Source organism: Nonomuraea solani (assembly GCF_900108335.1).
Taxonomy (GTDB): Bacteria; Actinomycetota; Actinomycetes; order Streptosporangiales; family Streptosporangiaceae; genus Nonomuraea; species Nonomuraea solani.
Genome location: NZ_FNVT01000024.1, coordinates 32590 through 48907 on the forward strand (window position 1 = coordinate 32590; position 16318 = coordinate 48907).

The 16318-nt window shown below is 73.8% G+C and carries 12 protein-coding genes and 1 riboswitch; of the genes, 9 read left to right on the forward strand and 3 right to left on the reverse strand.

Annotated features, from left to right (window positions below; translation table 11 throughout):
- Nucleotides 1-20: 20 nt before the first annotated feature.
- Entirely contained in the window at nucleotides 21-1196 is a 1176-nt protein-coding gene (locus tag C4V41_RS50220; RefSeq protein WP_200824791.1) for a geranylgeranyl reductase family protein, read from the forward strand.
- Between the two features lie 277 nt (nucleotides 1197-1473).
- On the opposite strand, the gene C4V41_RS62445 is transcribed toward C4V41_RS50220, so the two are convergent.
- On the reverse strand, nucleotides 1474-1635 hold the full coding sequence (locus tag C4V41_RS62445) for a hypothetical protein (protein WP_200824792.1): 162 nt from the start codon (nucleotides 1633-1635) through the stop codon (nucleotides 1474-1476).
- A gap of 58 nt (nucleotides 1636-1693) precedes the next feature.
- Here C4V41_RS62445 and C4V41_RS50230 point away from each other — a divergent pair, with 58 nt between their 5' ends.
- The 8 genes from C4V41_RS50230 to C4V41_RS50265 all read left to right on the forward strand — a co-directional run bounded on the left by C4V41_RS50230 (nucleotide 1694) and on the right by C4V41_RS50265 (nucleotide 11736).
- On the forward strand, nucleotides 1694-2314 hold the full coding sequence (locus C4V41_RS50230; protein ID WP_160150671.1) for a substrate-binding domain-containing protein: 621 nt from the start codon (nucleotides 1694-1696) through the stop codon (nucleotides 2312-2314).
- Nucleotides 2315-2378: 64 nt separating this feature from the next.
- Nucleotides 2379-2495, forward strand: a riboswitch (SAM riboswitch).
- Between the two features lie 56 nt (nucleotides 2496-2551).
- The gene (locus C4V41_RS50235; protein ID WP_103963171.1) at nucleotides 2552-3652 is read left to right on the forward strand and encodes an ABC transporter substrate-binding protein; all 1101 of its coding nucleotides are present in this window, start codon (nucleotides 2552-2554) and stop codon (nucleotides 3650-3652) included.
- A complete protein-coding gene (locus C4V41_RS50240; protein WP_235030890.1) occupies nucleotides 3631-4746 on the forward strand; it encodes an ABC transporter ATP-binding protein in 1116 nt (371 codons plus the stop codon). Before C4V41_RS50235 ends, C4V41_RS50240 begins: the two co-directional genes overlap by 22 nt.
- Nucleotides 4743-5627: an ABC transporter permease gene (locus tag C4V41_RS50245; protein ID WP_103963173.1), complete on the forward strand. Its 885-nt coding sequence runs from the start codon at nucleotides 4743-4745 to the stop codon at nucleotides 5625-5627. Before C4V41_RS50240 ends, C4V41_RS50245 begins: the two co-directional genes overlap by 4 nt.
- Entirely contained in the window at nucleotides 5620-6420 is an 801-nt protein-coding gene (locus C4V41_RS50250) for an ABC transporter permease (RefSeq protein ID WP_103963174.1), read from the forward strand. Before C4V41_RS50245 ends, C4V41_RS50250 begins: the two co-directional genes overlap by 8 nt.
- The gene (locus C4V41_RS50255; RefSeq protein WP_103963175.1) at nucleotides 6417-8486 is read left to right on the forward strand and encodes a hydantoinase/oxoprolinase family protein; all 2070 of its coding nucleotides are present in this window, start codon (nucleotides 6417-6419) and stop codon (nucleotides 8484-8486) included. The genes C4V41_RS50250 and C4V41_RS50255 overlap by 4 nt, the downstream gene beginning before the upstream one ends.
- Nucleotides 8487-8488: 2 nt before the next feature.
- The gene (locus tag C4V41_RS50260) at nucleotides 8489-10471 is read left to right on the forward strand and encodes a hydantoinase B/oxoprolinase family protein (protein WP_103963176.1); all 1983 of its coding nucleotides are present in this window, start codon (nucleotides 8489-8491) and stop codon (nucleotides 10469-10471) included.
- On the forward strand, nucleotides 10468-11736 hold the full coding sequence (locus C4V41_RS50265; protein ID WP_103963177.1) for an amidohydrolase: 1269 nt from the start codon (nucleotides 10468-10470) through the stop codon (nucleotides 11734-11736). The genes C4V41_RS50260 and C4V41_RS50265 overlap by 4 nt, the downstream gene beginning before the upstream one ends.
- On the opposite strand, the gene C4V41_RS50270 is transcribed toward C4V41_RS50265, so the two are convergent.
- A complete protein-coding gene (locus C4V41_RS50270) occupies nucleotides 11728-14466 on the reverse strand; it encodes a poly(A) polymerase (RefSeq protein WP_103963178.1) in 2739 nt (912 codons plus the stop codon). The genes C4V41_RS50265 and C4V41_RS50270 overlap by 9 nt on opposite strands.
- Entirely contained in the window at nucleotides 14466-16289 is a 1824-nt protein-coding gene (locus C4V41_RS50275; protein WP_103963179.1) for an RNA ligase family protein, read from the reverse strand. The genes C4V41_RS50270 and C4V41_RS50275 overlap by 1 nt, the downstream gene beginning before the upstream one ends.
- Nucleotides 16290-16318 lie beyond the last annotated feature (29 nt).

Below are 16318 nucleotides of genomic sequence, written 5' to 3' on the forward strand. Positions count from 1 at the left end.
CTACCGTTTTACCGGAGGAGGTGGGCGCCATCCACCAAGAGCCGATATGGGATGTCGTGGTCGTCGGCGCCGGCCCCGCGGGCGCCTCCGCGGCCCGGGTGGCGGCGGAGGCCGGGTGCCGGGTGCTGATTCTGGAACGTTCCATCATCCCGAGGTACAAGACCTGTGGAGGGGGCCTGATCGGCGGCGCCCAGGCGGCGCTGCCCGCCGGCCTGCCGGTACGCGTGCGCGACGTCGCCCACTCCTTCATCTTCAACTGGGAGGGCCGCAAAGAGCGCACCCTCACCTCGTCCGGCGAGCAGCCGATCCAGATGGTGTTCCGCGACGAACTGGACGCCGCCCTGACGGACGTCGCGGCCGGGGCGGGCGCCGAGGTGCGCGACGGCACGGCGCTGGCCGGGGTGGACGACGACGGGCCGGTCAGCGTACGGACCTCCGGCGGGGAGACGATCCGGGCCCGGGTCCTGGTCGGCGCGGACGGCAGCGCCAGCAGGGTCGCCCGGCACATCGGGGTGCGCTGCGTACAGACCGATCTGGCGCTGGAGGTGGAGGTGCCGGTCAGCGACCGCGCGGCGGCGCGGTGGCACGGGCGCATGCTGATCGAGTGGGGTCCGTTGCCGGGGTCGTTCGGCTGGGTGTTCCCGAAAGGGGACATCTGCACCGCCGGCGTGGTGGCCGCCCGGGGGCGGGGCGAGGCCACCAGGGCCTACATGCGGGACTTCCTGGCCCGCTACGAGCTCGCCGACGCGGAGCCGCTGCACGACACCGGCCATCTGACGCGGTGCCGCCACCCGGGTTCGCCGCTCGCGCGCGGGCGCGTCGTCGTGGCCGGTGACGCGGCGGGGCTGTGCGATCCGTGGTCGCGCGAGGGCATCTCGTTCGCGCTGCGCTCCGGCGTCTGGGCCGGTGAGGCGGCCGTGCGGATCGCGGGTGCGGCCGGTGACGCGGCGGCCGGGCAGGCCGGGGCCGACTACGCCCGTACGGTGACCGCGACGCTCGGCGCCGAGATGCAGGCGTCCCGGCAGATCATGAACATCTTCGCCAGACGCCCCGGCCTCATCCACGGCAGCCTGACCCGGTTGCCGCCGGTATGGCGAATGTTCGACCAGTACGTCAACGGCCACACCACCATCCCCGCACTCCTCTACCACCCCATGGCCCGGCTGGCCCTGCGGGCACTCGGCCGCCTGGTCTGAGCGAAACCGGCCGGAGAGAGGTGACATGCATGGAGCGACCTCCGTCAACAGGTTCCGGTGGCCATCGTGGGACCGCGTGCCGCGCGCCGGGCGGTATGACCGACGCGGAGAGCGTGTGGCGGCCGCCGCTCGACAAACGCGACGCCGTGGCGGGGTCGGGACCGGGCCGGCGGTGGGAGGAGGACGAGCGGGGCCGACCCCGCAGACCCCGCCGACCTCGGGGATAAGGCTTTGGGCGTCACGCTGACGCCCGACACCAGTCACATCGACGCGGTGCTCACTCAGTGAACCGGCGCACGTTGAACGGGGCCGGCATGGGGTGCGCCCGGCCGGTGCCGATCTCGTACGCCAGCAGCTCCCCCGCGATCAGCGCGAGCGTGGCGCCGCTGTGGGTGAAGGCGGCCCAGAGCCCGCCGACCTCGTCGACCCGGCCGAGCACCGGATCGCCGTCGCCGGGGACCGGGGGTGCATTCGGCCACCCGGTCCGGGTCGATCAGGTGGCTGTCGTAGCCGTGCGCCACCTCGTACTCGTGGACGCGGCACGGGTCGAGATCGAGCCCGCGGCGCGCGAGGCCGCCGACCAGCTGCTGGCCCTGGGGCATCGCCGGATCGGCTACATCACCACCGCCGAGGGCAGCGACGTGCGCACGGACGGGCCCCACCCGCTGCCGTCCCCCGTGGCGGCCCGTGTCGCCGGCCTGGTCGGCGGGTTCACCGAGCGCGGCCTGACCTGGGACACCGACTTACTGCGGCCCTGCCGGCACGACGAGGCGGCGATCCGGCGGGCCGTGGTCGATCTCGTGCGCGGCGCGGACCCGGCGACGGCCCTGATCGCGTCCGACAGCCTGATCGGCCAGGTCGTCGTGGGGGCATTGCAGGAGGAGGGCCTGCGGATACCGGATGAGGTGTCGGTCCTGATGTACGACGACCAGCCGTGGGCGCGGCTGGTCACGCCGGCGATCACCGTGGTGGCGCAGCCGACGTACGACATCGGGTACGCGGCCGGGGCCCGGCTCGCCGCGCTGATCGGCGGTGCCACGAACCCGCCACCCCTCGTGCCCCTTCCCGCGACCCTGATCCGGCGCGGCTCGATCGGCCCAGTGGGCAAAGCCACATAAATCGGACTATCGTGATGAAGCACCCCAAGTAAATACCGATAAGTCCTACTGTTATAGTTGGTTATGTCACGAGTCCAGTGCTAAGCCCCGGCTTGCTGGACGGCAACCCTCCCTACCGCGGCGGGGTGCCCCGGGTGATGACATGGTCGTCGAGCTGAGCTTCCGGCGGCAAGCGCGGTCCCATCAGCCGTGCCCTGCCTCCGTTCCCTTGGCCGGCCGTTCCGATGGGAAGGAAATATGAAGCGCGGACTCACGGTCCTGGCGGGAGCGGGCACGGTGCTGACGCTGGCGCTCTCGGCGTGCGGCGGCGTGGACACGGGCGGCTCGTCCACCGCCGGCACGGACTCCGGCGGGCAGCGGCAGATCACGGTGACCGCCTTCGCGGGCGCCTGGGGCGAGCTGTTCAAGAAGTCGTTCGTGGAGCCGTTCGAGCGCGAGACCGGCGCCAAGGTCAACCTCGTGTACGGCGCCAACGCCGAATGGCTGACCAAGCTGCGCGCGGCCGGCGGCCAGAACCCGCCGTTCGACGTCATCGCCTTCACCCCCGACGCCTCGCTGCCCGCGGCGTCGGCGGGCCTGCTCCAGCCCCTCGACACGGCCAAGCTGACCAACTGGAAGCAGCTCGACCCCGTGCTCAGCGGGAAGTCGGCCTACCAGGGCAAGCAGTACGGCGTGCCGCTGACCACCGGCTCCACCGGCCTCCTCTACCGCACCGACAAGATCAAGACCGCTCCCCAGGACTGGTCGGACATCTTCGACAAGCGCTACTGCGGGCACGTCGCCCTGCCCCCGCTGACCTACAACCCCGGGCTGGAGTTCTTCTCCGCCCTGGTCACCAGCGAGGGCGGCAAGCTGTCGGACCCGGCCGCCGTGGACAAGGCGTTCGCCAAGCTGGAGACGCTCAAGGACTGCGTGTCGTCCTTCCCGGCCAACGCGGGCAACGCCGCCACCGTCATGGAGAACGGCGACGCCTGGATCATGCCCTTCTGGGACGGCCGCGCCTTCGCCATGGCCCAGGCGGGCTCCCCCATCGGGTTCACGTACCCGAAGTCGGGGCCGGTGGGCGCGCTGACCTCGTACTTCGTCGCCGCCGGCAGCAAGAACGGCGACCTGGCCACCAAGTTCCTCGACCAGCTCACGGCGGCGCGGAACCAGAAGCCGTTCGCCGAAGGCACCTGGTACGCCGCCGGCAACGACTCGATCGACTACAGCGAGCCCTTCGAGCAGCGCGTACAGCACGGGCCCGAGGTCTTCGAGAAGTTCATCTGGGTCGACTACACGGTCGCCACCCCCAAGCTCAACGAATGGCAGCAGCGGTGGAACCAGATCTTCGGCTGATCCAGACGACCGCCGGGCACGTCGAGATCGAGGACCTGACCGCCGGGTACGAGGGCGCGCGGGTGCTCGACCTCGACCGGCTGTCGATCCGCAAGGGCGAGTTCCTGTCCATCCTCGGGCCCAGCGGCTGCGGCAAGACCACGCTGCTCAACTCGATCGCGGGCTTCGTCCGGCCGACGGCGGGACGCATCGTGATCGACGGGGCCGACGTCACCGGCCGGCCGCCGTACCGGCGGGGGCTGGGGATGGTGTTCCAGAGCTACGCGCTCTTCCCGCACATGACGGTGGCCGCCAACGTGGCGTACGGGCTGCGCGTGCGGCGGCTCGGCAAGGCCGAGCGGGAGGAGCGGGTACGCGAGGCGCTGCGCCTGGTCGGGCTGGAGGGGTACGCCGACCGGCGGCCCAAGCAGTTGTCCGGCGGGCAGCAGCAGCGGGTGGCGCTGGCCCGCGCCCTGGCCATCCGGCCCGCCGTGCTGCTCCTCGACGAACCGCTGTCGAACCTGGACGCCAAGTTGCGGAGGGAGATGCGGGTCGAGCTGCGGGCCATCCAGGCGCGGATCGGGACCACGATGGTGTTCGTCACCCACGACCAGGAGGAGGCGCTGGCGCTGTCCGATCGGGTGGCGGTGATGAACGGCGGGCGGATCGAGCAGATCGGGACGCCGGACGAGGTGTACCGGCGGCCGGCGACCCGGTTCGTGGCCCAGTTCATCGGCGCGGCCAACGTCCTGGAGGGGACGGTGACGGAGTCCGGCGGCCTCGACCTCGGCGGCCTGACCGTCGACGGCGCGCTTGACTTTGGTGAGGGTGAGCGGGCGGTGGTCGCGATCCGGCCTGAGCGGATCCGCCTGGCCGAGCCCGGCACGACCGTGTCCGAGGCCGCCGCGAGTGTGCCGGGGACCGTCGGCTACCGGGCCTTCGCCGGTGACGCCTGGCACGTGGAGGTGCGCCTGGCCGACGGGCGCACGCTCAGCGCGCAGATCGCCGACACCGGCGCCGGAGCGGCGGACCCGCCCGGCGCGGGCACGCCGGTCGTGGCGAACTGGGACCGCGCCGACATGATCGTCCTGGAACGGCCGGCGGAGACCCCATGACGTCCGCATCCCAAGAAGCCGGGTCCCGGGCGCGGCGGCGGGGCTGGGTCTATGTGCTGCCGCTGGTCGTCTTCCTGGCGGCCCTGTTCCTGGTCCCCCTCGCCCGCCTGCTCCGCCTGAGCTTCAGTCCCGCCGACTCCTTCAACGCCGCCGTGTCCGGCTGGACCCTGTCCCAGTACGGACGGGTCTTCACCGATCCGTACTTCTACGGCTCCCTCATCCAGACAGGAGCCACCGCGCTCCTGGTGGCCGTGCTGTGCGTGCTGCTGGCGTACCCGGCCGCCTACGCGCTGGCCCGGCGGCGGCCCGGGGTGGCGCGGACCCTGCTGTTCGTCATCGTGATCTCACCCCTGCTGACCAGCGTGGTCGTCCGCACCTACGGCTGGGTGGTGCTGCTGTCGGGCAACGGCGTGGTCAACAAGGCGCTCGTCGCGACGGGCCTGCGCGACCAGCCGGCCCAGTTGCTCACCAGCTACCCGGCGGTCGTGGTCGCCGTCACGCACGTGCTGCTGCCGTTCGCGATCATCCCGCTGACCACGGCGCTCGGCGGCATGGACCGCAACCTGCACCGCGCGTCGCAGACGCTCGGCGCGGGCCCGGTCAGGACGTTCCTGCGGGTCACGGTCCCGCTGAGCCTGCCCGGCGTGGTCACCGGCGCGCTGATCGTGTTCGCGCTGGCCATGGGCATCTACATCACGCCGCTGCTGGTCGGCGGGGTGACCCAGCCGCTCACCGGCATCCGCGTCTACGAGCAGGTGTCGACGGTGTTCGACTACCCGGTGGCGGCGGCGCTGAGCTTCGCGCTGCTGGCCCTGACCGTCGTGTCCACGACGCTGCTGGCGGGCGTGTTCCGGATCTGGGAGAGGCGGCTGCATGGCTGAGCGGGGTTACGACAGAGCCGTGCGCCTGACCGGCGTGGTCCTGGCGACGATCGTGTTCCTGTTCCTGATCGCGCCGCTCGTGGTGCTGGTCGTCAGCTCGTTCAACCCGTCGGGGTCGATGGCGTTCCCGCCGTCGGGGGTGTCGTCGCGCTGGTACGCCGAGGTGCTCGGCTCGCCCGACTGGCAGGTCTCGTTCCGGCTGAGCGGGCTGCTGGTGCTGCTGGTCGTGCCGACGACCGTGGTGATCGGGACGCTGGCCGCGTACGGGCTGACCCAGGGCTCCTTTCCCGGCCGCAGGCTGCTGACGGGGCTGGCGCTGTCGCCGCTGATGGTGCCGGAGATCATCGTCGCGCTCGGGCTGCTGTACTACTTCCACGGCATCGGCCTGATCAACTCGCTGCCGGGCCTGTGGCTGGCGCATTCGCTGGTGGCGCTGCCCTTCGTGGTACGCGCCGTCATGGTGAGCGCCGCCCAGCTCGACCCGGTGCTCGAACGGGCCGCCACGAGCCTGGGCGCGAGCTCGGCCCGGGTGTTCTTCACCGTCACGCTGCCGCTGCTGCGGCCCGGCATCCTCGCGGGCGCGATCCTGGCCGGGGTCACGTCTCTGGGCGAGGTGGCCGTGACGGCGCTGGTCGCGGGCGCCAACACGACGACGGTGCCGCTGCGCATCTTCTCGGCCGTGCAGTACCAGCTCGACCCGTCCATGGCCGCGGTGTCCACCCTGCTCATGGCCGCGAGCGTGGTCGTGATGGTGGTGGCCGACCGTTTCGCCCGAATCTCGGAGGCATTGTGAATTCGTCGACCGCCAGGATCGGCATCGACGTCGGCGGTACGTTCACCGACCTCGTCGCCGTCGTGCCCGAGCGCGGTCTGGTCGTCCACCACAAGGAGCCGAGCACGCCCGCCGACCCCTCCCTGGCGGTCGCCGACGGGCTGGCGGCCATCCTCGGACAGGCCCGGCTGCGGCCTGAGGAGGTCGCGGGCGTCACCCACGGCACCACGATCGGGCTGAACGCCATCATCCAGCGGCGCGGCGCGCGCATCGCGCTGGTCGTGACCGAGGGCTACCGCGACCTGCTGGAGATCGGCCGCAGCCGCATGCCGTCCTCGTTCGACCTGTACGCGGGCAAGGAGGAGCCCCTCGTCCCCCGCAACCGCATCGTCGAGATCCCGGCCCGCCTCGGCCCCGGCGGCGACCCCGTCACCGAGCCGGACGCCGACGCCCTCGACCGGGTGGCGGCACGGCTGGCGGCGATCGGCGCGGACGCGGCGGCCGTCGTGGTCCTGCACGGCTACACCCGCCCGGCCTTCGAGGAGGGCATCGCGGCGAGCCTGCGGGAGCGGCTGCCGGGCCTGCCGGTGACGGCCTCGGCGACCGTCTGGCCGGAGGTCCGCGAGTACGAGCGGGCGCTCGTGGCCTGCCTGAACGCCTACATCCAGCCCCTCATGGACGACTACTTCAGGCGGCTGGAGCAGCGCGTACGGGCGCTGGGCGTGTCGGCGCCGATCTTCATCAGCGCGTCCAACGGCGGCTCGATGAGCCTGCGCTCGGCGGCGGAACGGCCGATCGAAACGGTCCTGTCGGGCCCCGCGGCCGGTGTGGCGGCGGCCTCGCGGCTGGCCCGCGAGGCGGACCTCACCGGCATCGTCACCTTCGACATGGGCGGGACCAGCAGCGACATCGCCGTGACGGTCGGCGGCACGCCCGAGCTGGCCACCCACACGACGGTGGGCGGACTGCCCCTGATCCTGCCCGTCGTCGCCGTGAACGCGATCGGCGCGGGCGGCGGCTCCGTCGTCTGGGCGGACGGACACGGCGTGCTCAAGGTCGGCCCCGCCAGCGCGGGCGCGGATCCGGGGCCCGTGGCGTACGGACGGGGCGGCGACCGGCCGACCATCACCGACTGTTACCTGGTGACGGGGCTGATCGACCCGGCGACGTTCCTGGGCGGCCGCATGCGCCTGGACCCCGGCGCCTCCGGCAAGGCCCTGTCCGAGATCACCCTCAGCAACGGGCCGGGCGGGGGTGCCGAGGAGGTCGCGGCGGGGGCGTTGCGGGTGGCGACCGCCGGTATGGCGACCGAGCTGCAGAAGATCATGGCGCAGCGCGGCCTCGACCCCAGGCGGTTCACGCTCGTCCCGTTCGGCGGCGCGGGCCCGACCCACGCCGCCATACTGGCCGAGGAGGTCGGAGTGGCGCACATCGTGGTGCCGCCGACGGCGGCGACGTTCTGCGCGCTGGGCGCGGCGGGCGCCGACCTGCGCCGCGACTTCGCCCGCAGCCTGCGCCGCACCCTCGACGCGGCCGGGGCCGCGCGCCTGGCCGACGTGCTCGCCGAGCTGTCGGACCAGGCCCGCGAGTGGCTCGCCGACCAGCACGCCACCGGCCCGCAGACACGGCTGCGGCTCTCGGCGGCGGCCGACATGCGCTACGCCGGCCAGGCCTACGAACTCCGCGTGCCCCTTCCCGGCGGTGGTGAGAACCCGTTCGGTGACCGGGCGGCCGTGGCGGAGGCGTTTCACGCCGAGCACGAGCGGCTCTACGGTTTCCGCGACCAGCACGCCCCCATCGAACTGGGCACCGCCCGCCTCGACGTCGTCAGCCCGGTCGCCGACCTGCCGTCCGCCACCGTGCCCCCGGGCACCGGCGAGCCCCGCCCCGCCGGGCGCCGCCGCGTCCTGCTGGCCGGCGCCTGGCACGACGCCGCCGTGCACCACCGCGCTGAGCTGGGCGTCGGCGACGCTTTCGCCGGCCCGGCGATCGTCGAGCAGGACGACACCACCGTGGTCGTGCCGCCCGGCTGGTCCGGCGACGTCGATCGCGCGGGCAACCTCCACCTCCGTCGCAGAAAGGCCTGAACGTGCGGCTCGACCCCGTCACCCTGGAGATCGTCGGTAACCGGCTGACGGCCATGACCGAGGAGATGTGCCTCACCCTGCAGCGCACGAGCCGGTCCCTGTACGTCAAGGAGACCGCGGACTTCTGCTGCGCCTTCGCCGGGCTCGACGGCGGTTTCGTCGCCTACCCGAACGGCATGGGCGTCTCCGGTTTCGTCGGCCTGAACGTGCTGACCGCCGTCGAGGCCGCGGGCCCGCTGGAACCGGGTGACGTGATCATCACGAACGACCCGTACCGGTCGGGTGGCCTGGCCACGCACCTGACCGACATCCAGCTCATCGAGCCGTACTTCCACGAGGGCGAGCTGATCGGGTACGGCTGGGCGTTCATCCACTGCTCCGACATCGGTGGCCGGGTGCCGAGCAGCCTGTCGCCGGTCAACGACGAGATCTTCCAGGAGGGCCTGCAGATCCCGCCGGTGAAGCTGGTCCGCGCGGGCGCGCCGGTCCGGGACGTGGAGGCGCTGATCTCGGCCAACAGCCGGACGCCCGAGGCGAACCAGGGCGACATCCGCGCGATGCGCGCTGCGCTGCGTACCGGCCGTGAGCGGTTGTCCGGCGTCATCGCCCAGCACGGCGCGGACACGGTGCTGGCCGCCCAGGACGACCTGGTCGCCTACACGGCCGGCCGGGCCAGGGCCGCGCTGGCGAGCCTGGGCGACGGGACCCACCGGTTCGTGGACTACCTCGACGACGACGCGGTGTCGCGCATCCCCGTGCGGCTGTCGGTCACCGCCACTCTCTCGGGCGGCGACCTGCACCTCGACTTCACGGGCACGGATCCGCAGGTGGCGGCCGCGTTCAACATCGCGACGCTGGGGCGCCCGCACGCGTGGATCACCACGCGGGTGCTCGCGCTCATCTGCACGCTCGACCCGGGCATCGCGCTGAACGCCGGGCTCATCGCGCCGATCAGCGTCACGACGCCGGAGGGTTCTCTGGTCAACCCCGTGTCGCCGGCGGCGGTGGGCGTGCGGCACGCCTCGGCCAACCGGGTCAACGACGCGGTCGGCGGCGCGCTCGGGCTGGCCGCGCCGCACGTGCTGCCGGCCGCCTCCAGCGGCCTGGTGGTGCCGGTCGTGGTGGCCGAACGGCACGGCGCACGGCAGAACGTCCAGGTCCTGGAGCCGATGGTGGGCGGTACGGGCGCGCGCGAGGGCGCGGACGGCGTGGACGGCCGCGACAGCGGCATCTCGAACCTGTCGAACAACCCGGTCGAGACCGTGGAGACGGAGATCGCGGTCGAGATCCTCCGGTACGCCCTGCGTCCCGACTCCGGCGGCGCGGGCCGCTGGCGGGGCGGCTGCGGGCTCGAACTCACCTTCGTCGTCCGCGGTGAAGGCTCGAAGCTGCTGGCCAGGGGGCTGGAACGGATGTGCTTCCGGCCCTGGGGCGTACGCGGCGGGGGCCCCGGCGCGCCCACGGAGCTGATCGTCAACGCGGGCACCCCGCGCGAGGTCCGGCACGACAAGATCGACGTGCTGCCGCTGGAGCCCGGCGACGTCGTCACCCTGCTGACCTCGGGCGCGGGCGGCTACGGCGACCCCTTCACCAGGGACGTCGAGGCGGTGCTCGCCGACGTGGAGCGCGGCGTGGTGACCCCGGAGGCGGCGCGGAGCACGTACGGCGTCGTGTTGACAGGCACGGCCCTGGATGAGGAGGCCACCCGGGTGGCCCGCGCCGAGCCGCGGCCGGTCGCCGCGGCCGGGCCCGAGCGGCAGGCGTGGGAGTCGGTCTTCGACACCGATGGCGTGGATCGCCTGGTGGCGGCCCTGTTCCGGCTGCCGCTGCCGGCCAGGACCCCGCGCCGCGCGGCCCTCTACGCCACGGTGCTGGCCGGCCTGCCCGCCGGATTCCCCCGGACGGCGCCCACGGCCGAACAGGTCGAGAGCGCGCGCCGTACACTCGCCGAAGAGATCACCGAACTGGAACGGACATCCGCATGACCCCTGCGACCGACGCCGTCCTGGCCGGGCTCAACGACGCCACGTGCGACGAGCTCGCCGGCCTCTACCGCGACCTGCACCGGCATCCCGAGCTGTCGTTCCAGGAGGAGCGCACGGCGGGCGTCGCCGCCGACCGGCTGCGCGCGGCCGGGTTCGAGGTGCGCACGGGCGTCGGGGGCACGGGTGTCGTGGGCGTGCTGCGCAACGGCGACGGGCCGGCCGTGGTGCTGCGCGCCGACATGGACGCGCTGCCGGTGGCGGAGGCGACCGGGCTCCCGTACGCGAGCACCGCCACCGCGCCGGACGCCGAGGGCCGGCAGATCCCGGTCATGCACGCCTGCGGCCACGACATGCACGTGACCTGCCTGGCGGGCGCGGCCCGGGCGCTGGCCGACGGGCGCGACCGCTGGCGGGGGACGCTGGTGGCGCTGTTCCAGCCGGCGGAGGAGGTCGCGGGCGGGGCGCGCGCCATGGTGGACGACGGGCTCCTCGACCTGATCGGCCGCCCCGACGTCGTGCTCGGCCAGCACATCTTCCCGTGGCCGGCGGGGACGGTGCTCATCAGCCCCGGCGAGGTCCTGGCCGCCGCCGACAGCCTCGAAATCCGCCTGTACGGGCGGGGCGGTCACGGCTCCCAGCCCGAGCGCACCGTGGACCCGGTGGTCATGGCCGCGGCCACCGTCATGCGGCTGCAGACGGTCGTGTCGCGCGAGGTGTCGCCGTTCGAGCGCGCCGTGCTGACCGTGGCCCAGATCCACGCCGGCCACAAGGAGAACGTCATCGCCGACGAGGCGAGCATCACCGTCAACCTGCGCTCGTTCTCGCCGGAGGTCCGGCGCAGGCTGCTGGACGGGGTCGAACGCGTGGTGCGGGCCGAGGCCGAGGCGTCGGGCGCGCCGCGTCCGCCGGAGCTGCGCCCCCTGAACGCCTTTCCGCTCACCGTCAACGATCCGGACGCCACCGCCCGCGTGCGGCAGGCGCTCACCTCCCGGCTCGGCGCCGGGCGGGTGGGGGACATGGCGCCGTTCATGGGCAGCGAGGACTTCGGCGTCATCGGTGACGCGGCGGGGGCGCCTTCCGTTTTCTGGGGCTTGGGCTGCGCCGATCCGGAGACGTACGAGCGGGCCGAGCGGGAGGGGCGCCTGACGGAGGACGTGCCGGGCAACCACTCCCCCGCGTTCGCGCCGGTGATCGCGCCGACGCTGCGCACCGGCGTCGAAACCCTGGTCACGGCGGCGCTGGCCTGGCTCGCGACCTCAGGTTAACGTCGGCACGGCGCCGCACTCGACCTGCTCGGCCGTGACGCCGGGCAGGTCCCTGGCCCAGCGGCCGGTGATCTCACCGAACCGCGCGGCCGCCGGGGGTGTGCGGCCCAGGCCGATCGCGTAGCGGACCTGGCGGGGGCCGCTCTCGAACGGGCGCGGCCAGGCGTGCACGTCCCCTCCCAGGGCGGTCGTCAGCTCCAGCATCCGTCCTCTGACCCGGCCGATCGCGGCGTCGAGCTCGTCGGAGCGTATGGTCACCACCGCCCAGGCCGCGTGGCGGCGGTGGAGGGGCGGCGGGGCGGGCAGTTCCGCGGACCGGCCGCTCTCCAGGAGCTCCCATGCCTGGTAGAGCTCCTGGGTGAGCAGGTCAAGGCCGCCGGGGGTGACGTGGCGGGCGCAGTTGCGCACGGGGGCGCTGGGCGTCATCACCGTGACCGGGTCCGGTTCCGGTGGGGCCGGGGTGAGGGCGATCGGGTCTCGCCAGTTCCAGGCGGCCCACGTGCTGAAGAAGGCCCCCAGCAGGTCGTCGCCGGGGAGGTCGCCGTTCTCGCGTACGGTGTGCGCGGCCATCACCGTCCAGGCCAGGCCGGGCAGCCCGCCGAACGGGGCGGAGTCCAGGCCCCGGGCCCGCGCCCAGCCCTTGACCTGCCGGGCCAGGCGGGCGAAACGGGCATGGTGCTGGCCGACGGCGGCGCGGATCGCGTCGGCGTCACTGACGGCGCTCATGGCGACGGCCGCTGCCTGGCCCAGCTCGGCACGGCGCGCCACCACGTCCGAGAGGGATCCGGTGGGCACCACGGTCAGGTCCACGTCCAGCTCGGCCACGCGGAACCGCAGGCCGGGGACGCGGGCGCCGATCACCTGGCGCGGCCGGGCCGCGCCGGGCAGCGCCGCGCGCACCCGGGCTTCGACCTCACCCATGTCGGGTGCGCCTGGCAGCGCGGCCACGAGGTCCAGGTCCGCGTCCGGGAGCTCGCAGCCCATGCGCCGGGAGCCGGCGGCGTACACGATGCCCGGCCGCAGCGCCTCCTCCACCTGCCGCAGCACCCGCTCGGCCAGAGCCGCCCGATCGGGTCGCTCTTTCTCGCTGGCCGCCGGCTCGGGGAGCCAGTGAATTTCGCCCGTGCCCAGGGCGATCCGCGCTCGGGGGCGCATGGGCTCGTCCGCGCGACGCGACAGCAGCACCAGCTCCCCGACCTGCGCCGTCATCCCGGGCAGGCGGATCGCGTCTTCGGTGCGGCCGAGCGTCAGGTGCGGGGTGAAGCCCTCGGGACGTCCCTGGCAGCGGGGAAAGCGGCGTTCGAGCGCGTGCCGCAGACGGGCCCAGGGAGCGGGGTCGCCGGCGGCGGGGTCGAGCCAGGCGGTCACGTGGGCGCGATGCCGGAACGTCCGCACCCCCTCCAGCCTGGCGGCGAAGGGCTCGATCTCGGCGGCCGCCGCGGCCAGCAACGGCGCCGCCGCCTCGAACTCCGACTCCGGTACGAAGCCGAAGAGCAGGTTGACGTGCGGCGGCCACCGGTCGATCTGCGGATCGTGCGCACGCCGGACGTCCTGGATCGCCGGCCACAGCTCCTGCGGCGGGATCCAGGCCACCGCCGTACGCGCCGTCGGCGGCATGTCGAGCGTCCCGGCCCTGTCCTCAGAGACGTCGAGGACGGCCTCCACCCCGTAGTGGTCGGAGATGTACAGCCCCTCGGGGCCGGGTGTGTCACCGCGCAGAGCCGCCGAGACCACCCGGGGCCGGCCCCGGAGCAGGATCCGGTCCAGCCGTGCGGCCCGGCCGGACAGGGAGGCGAGCGCCGCCAGCGGGTTGGCGCCCGGGTCGAAGGTGGGGGTCTGGTCGGGTCCGTACGCCTCCGTCCAGGCGTCACGGAGACCGAGCGCGGCCGCGGGCAGGTCCGTGCCGTCGTTGAAGTCGCCTGCCAGGACCACGTCACCGTCCACGCCGGCCAGCCCTTCGGCGATCCGGGCCAGCTCGGCTCGCCGCCTGGCCGCGCCGTCGGTGGAATGGTCGCTGGTCAGGTGGGTGGCGGCGACCACGAGCGGGCCGGTGGCGGTGTCCACGACGATGGCGGCCACCCCCTTGTGCGGGCCGAGCTCGTGCCGGGCCGCCTCCCGTACGGGCAGGCGGCTGAGCAGCAGAAGCCCGCTGTCGTCGATGTCCTGGTCACCCGGGTCGGTGCCAAGGGTGTAGCCGGCGCGTACCCAGGGGGCGGCCAGCAGCATCGACACCAGCGCGGGCTCGACCTCCTGCAGGGCGATCACGTCCGCGTCGGCCTCTTCGAGCGCCGCGAGGAGGAGGGGACGGCGGCGGGCGGTGTCGATGAGGTCACCGTCGTAGCGATCCCACAACGTGTTCCAGGTCAGCACGCGCACGGCCGTGTGAACCGGGTGCTCGCGCCCCGTCGCGGGCCGCCAGCCGCCTGCCGGGTCCCAGGCGTGCGGGGTGCCGGCGGTGAAGAACGGCGCACGCAGGCGTCGCGGGTCCCGGGCTCGGCCGGCCTCGGAGGTGTCGACCCGGTCCAGGCCCGTGGCGCGATCCCAGACCAGCTCGCCGTCCGCCTCGACGAACAGCACCCGGTGCCAGGGGATCTCGCCTCCCGGCGTGAAGACGGGCAACGCGACGCGCTTGGGGTCGGCGTTGCGCTGGCCGACGCCCAGCACGAATCTGGACGGGTCGAACCTCGGGTCCCAGCGGATCCGGTGGTAGATCTCCTCACTGGTACGCATCACGCCTCCCGCCCGTCCAGCGTGCCGTCCACGTCGTCGACGGTTCCGTGCGCGCCGACGTACCAGATGCGATGGGCCTGACCGGGATAGGGCGGGACGAACCGGTGCAGTTGCGCGGTCAGCACGTGCGAGGGCACCGGGTGGGCGCGGCGGGCGTTGCGCCGGTGCAGTTCGTCATCCGTCACCAGGACGACCGCGTACGTCGTCAGCGCGTCGCGGCGGCGCGCCACGGCGTGGACCACGGAGCGCTGGTGCTGGTTGAGCGAGGTGGCGTCCCACACCACGGTGCCACCGGCCGCCAGGGCGGCGTCGAGCCGGTCCAGTCCGTCGCCGAGCACCGCGCGGTTGGCCCGCTGGTCCGTACGGGAGCCTCTGCCGGCGCGCAGGTCGTCCAGCGACAGGTGCACGTCGATCTCCGGCAGCCCGGCCGCGAACGTGCTCTTCCCGCTGCCCGACGGCCCCACGAGCTGGATCAGCCAGGGGAACGGCTTCGACCGCCACCGCCAGGTCGCCGCCACGGCCTCCTCGACCGTGGTCACCTTTCCCCTGGCCCAGGCGTCGCGCGCCTCCGCCCAGCACCGGTCGGCCGCCTCCGCGTCGAGGCCGGCCAGGGCCTCGCGCAGGCCGGACCGCAGCGGCTCCAGCGGCTCGGGTCCGAGCAGGCCGGCGTCCTCGGCGTGCAGGGCCGACCATTCGACCTGCTCACGTTCGTGACCTGCCTCCTCGTCCGCGCGCCCGGCCAGCACGGCCGCCGCCACGGCGTGCAGCACCCCCAGGTCGGCGGCCGGCGCCAGGCGTCTCAGCCCGGTGCGCCGCTCGTCGTCCGGGTACGGCCGGTGCAGCGCACGGTGCAGCCCGGCCAGGTCCGCGACCCGCCGCGCGGCCCGCATGCCCAGCGGCCCCGCCAGCCGCGCCGCCGACCGGGCGCGCGGCACGGACCGCAACACCACGGCCAGCACGCCCGCCAGCCGGGCGTCCCCGCAGCGGCCGATCGCGTCCAGCCGGGCCGCCACCTCGGCCACAGCCTCCACACCGACGCCCGCCGCTTCAGCGCCGACGCCCGCCGTCCCAGCCCCGGCGTCCGCCGTTTCAGCCCCGGCGCCCGTTGTTTCGGCACCCGCTGTTTCGGCTTCGGTGAGGCCTACCGCGGTCAGCAGGGCGCTCGCGTCGGGGTCGGCGCCCGAGCGCACCGCCCACAGGGCGGCACCAGGCCCGAGTTCGTTCGGCACCACGGTGGCGTGCATCCAGTGCGTGTCGGTGCGTACATGATCCCGGCGCACCCACTTGGCCACCCGCCCCGCGAACTCCTCCCGCCCGAACCCCTCGACGGCGCGTACGACATAGCCCTCTTGCCGTCCGGCGTCCAGCCGTAACCCCCGCAGCGCCCGCTCGTCGAAGACCCCGCGCCACAGCACCGCCGGCACCGGAACGCCCAGGTCGCGCAGGAAGGAGACGGTGCCGTCCCAGCCCAGGCAGCGCTCGCCGGCCCAGACCGAGAACCCGTAGAACCAGCTCTCCAGCCCCTGGTAGGTGAGGGAGTGCCGGGCGTACATGTTCTCGCCGCACACCCGCCACCCCGCCGGGATCCGCCCGCCGATCCGCCCCTGCAGCGCCTTGACCCACGCGCGGGAGGGGTGGTGCGCGGAGTCCAGCGAGCGGGCGTGCAGGCCGTCCGCGTACAGGGTGGTGTTCTCGCCGTCGAGCTTCTCCGTGACGACGACCTCGCGCCCGCGCAGCCCGGACAGGTCGCCCGCGCGAATATCGTCCGAGGTCACGCCGGGTGACCAGGGCAGGTGAGGGGTACGCGGATAGTGCACGCGCATGATCCCTCCCCTGGTACCCCCTCGGTTCG

Coding starts and splice junctions, on each gene's coding strand:
- C4V41_RS50235 (WP_103963171.1), top strand. CDS start 2,552: ATGAAGCGCGGACTCACGGTCCTGGCGGGAGCGGGCACGGTGCTGACG.
- C4V41_RS50245 (WP_103963173.1), top strand. CDS start 4,743: ATGACGTCCGCATCCCAAGAAGCCGGGTCCCGGGCGCGGCGGCGGGGC.
- C4V41_RS50250 (WP_103963174.1), top strand. CDS start 5,620: ATGGCTGAGCGGGGTTACGACAGAGCCGTGCGCCTGACCGGCGTGGTC.
- C4V41_RS50265 (WP_103963177.1), top strand. CDS start 10,468: ATGACCCCTGCGACCGACGCCGTCCTGGCCGGGCTCAACGACGCCACG.
- C4V41_RS50270 (WP_103963178.1), bottom strand. CDS start 14,466: ATGCGTACCAGTGAGGAGATCTACCACCGGATCCGCTGGGACCCGAGG.
- C4V41_RS50275 (WP_103963179.1), bottom strand. CDS start 16,289: ATGCGCGTGCACTATCCGCGTACCCCTCACCTGCCCTGGTCACCCGGC.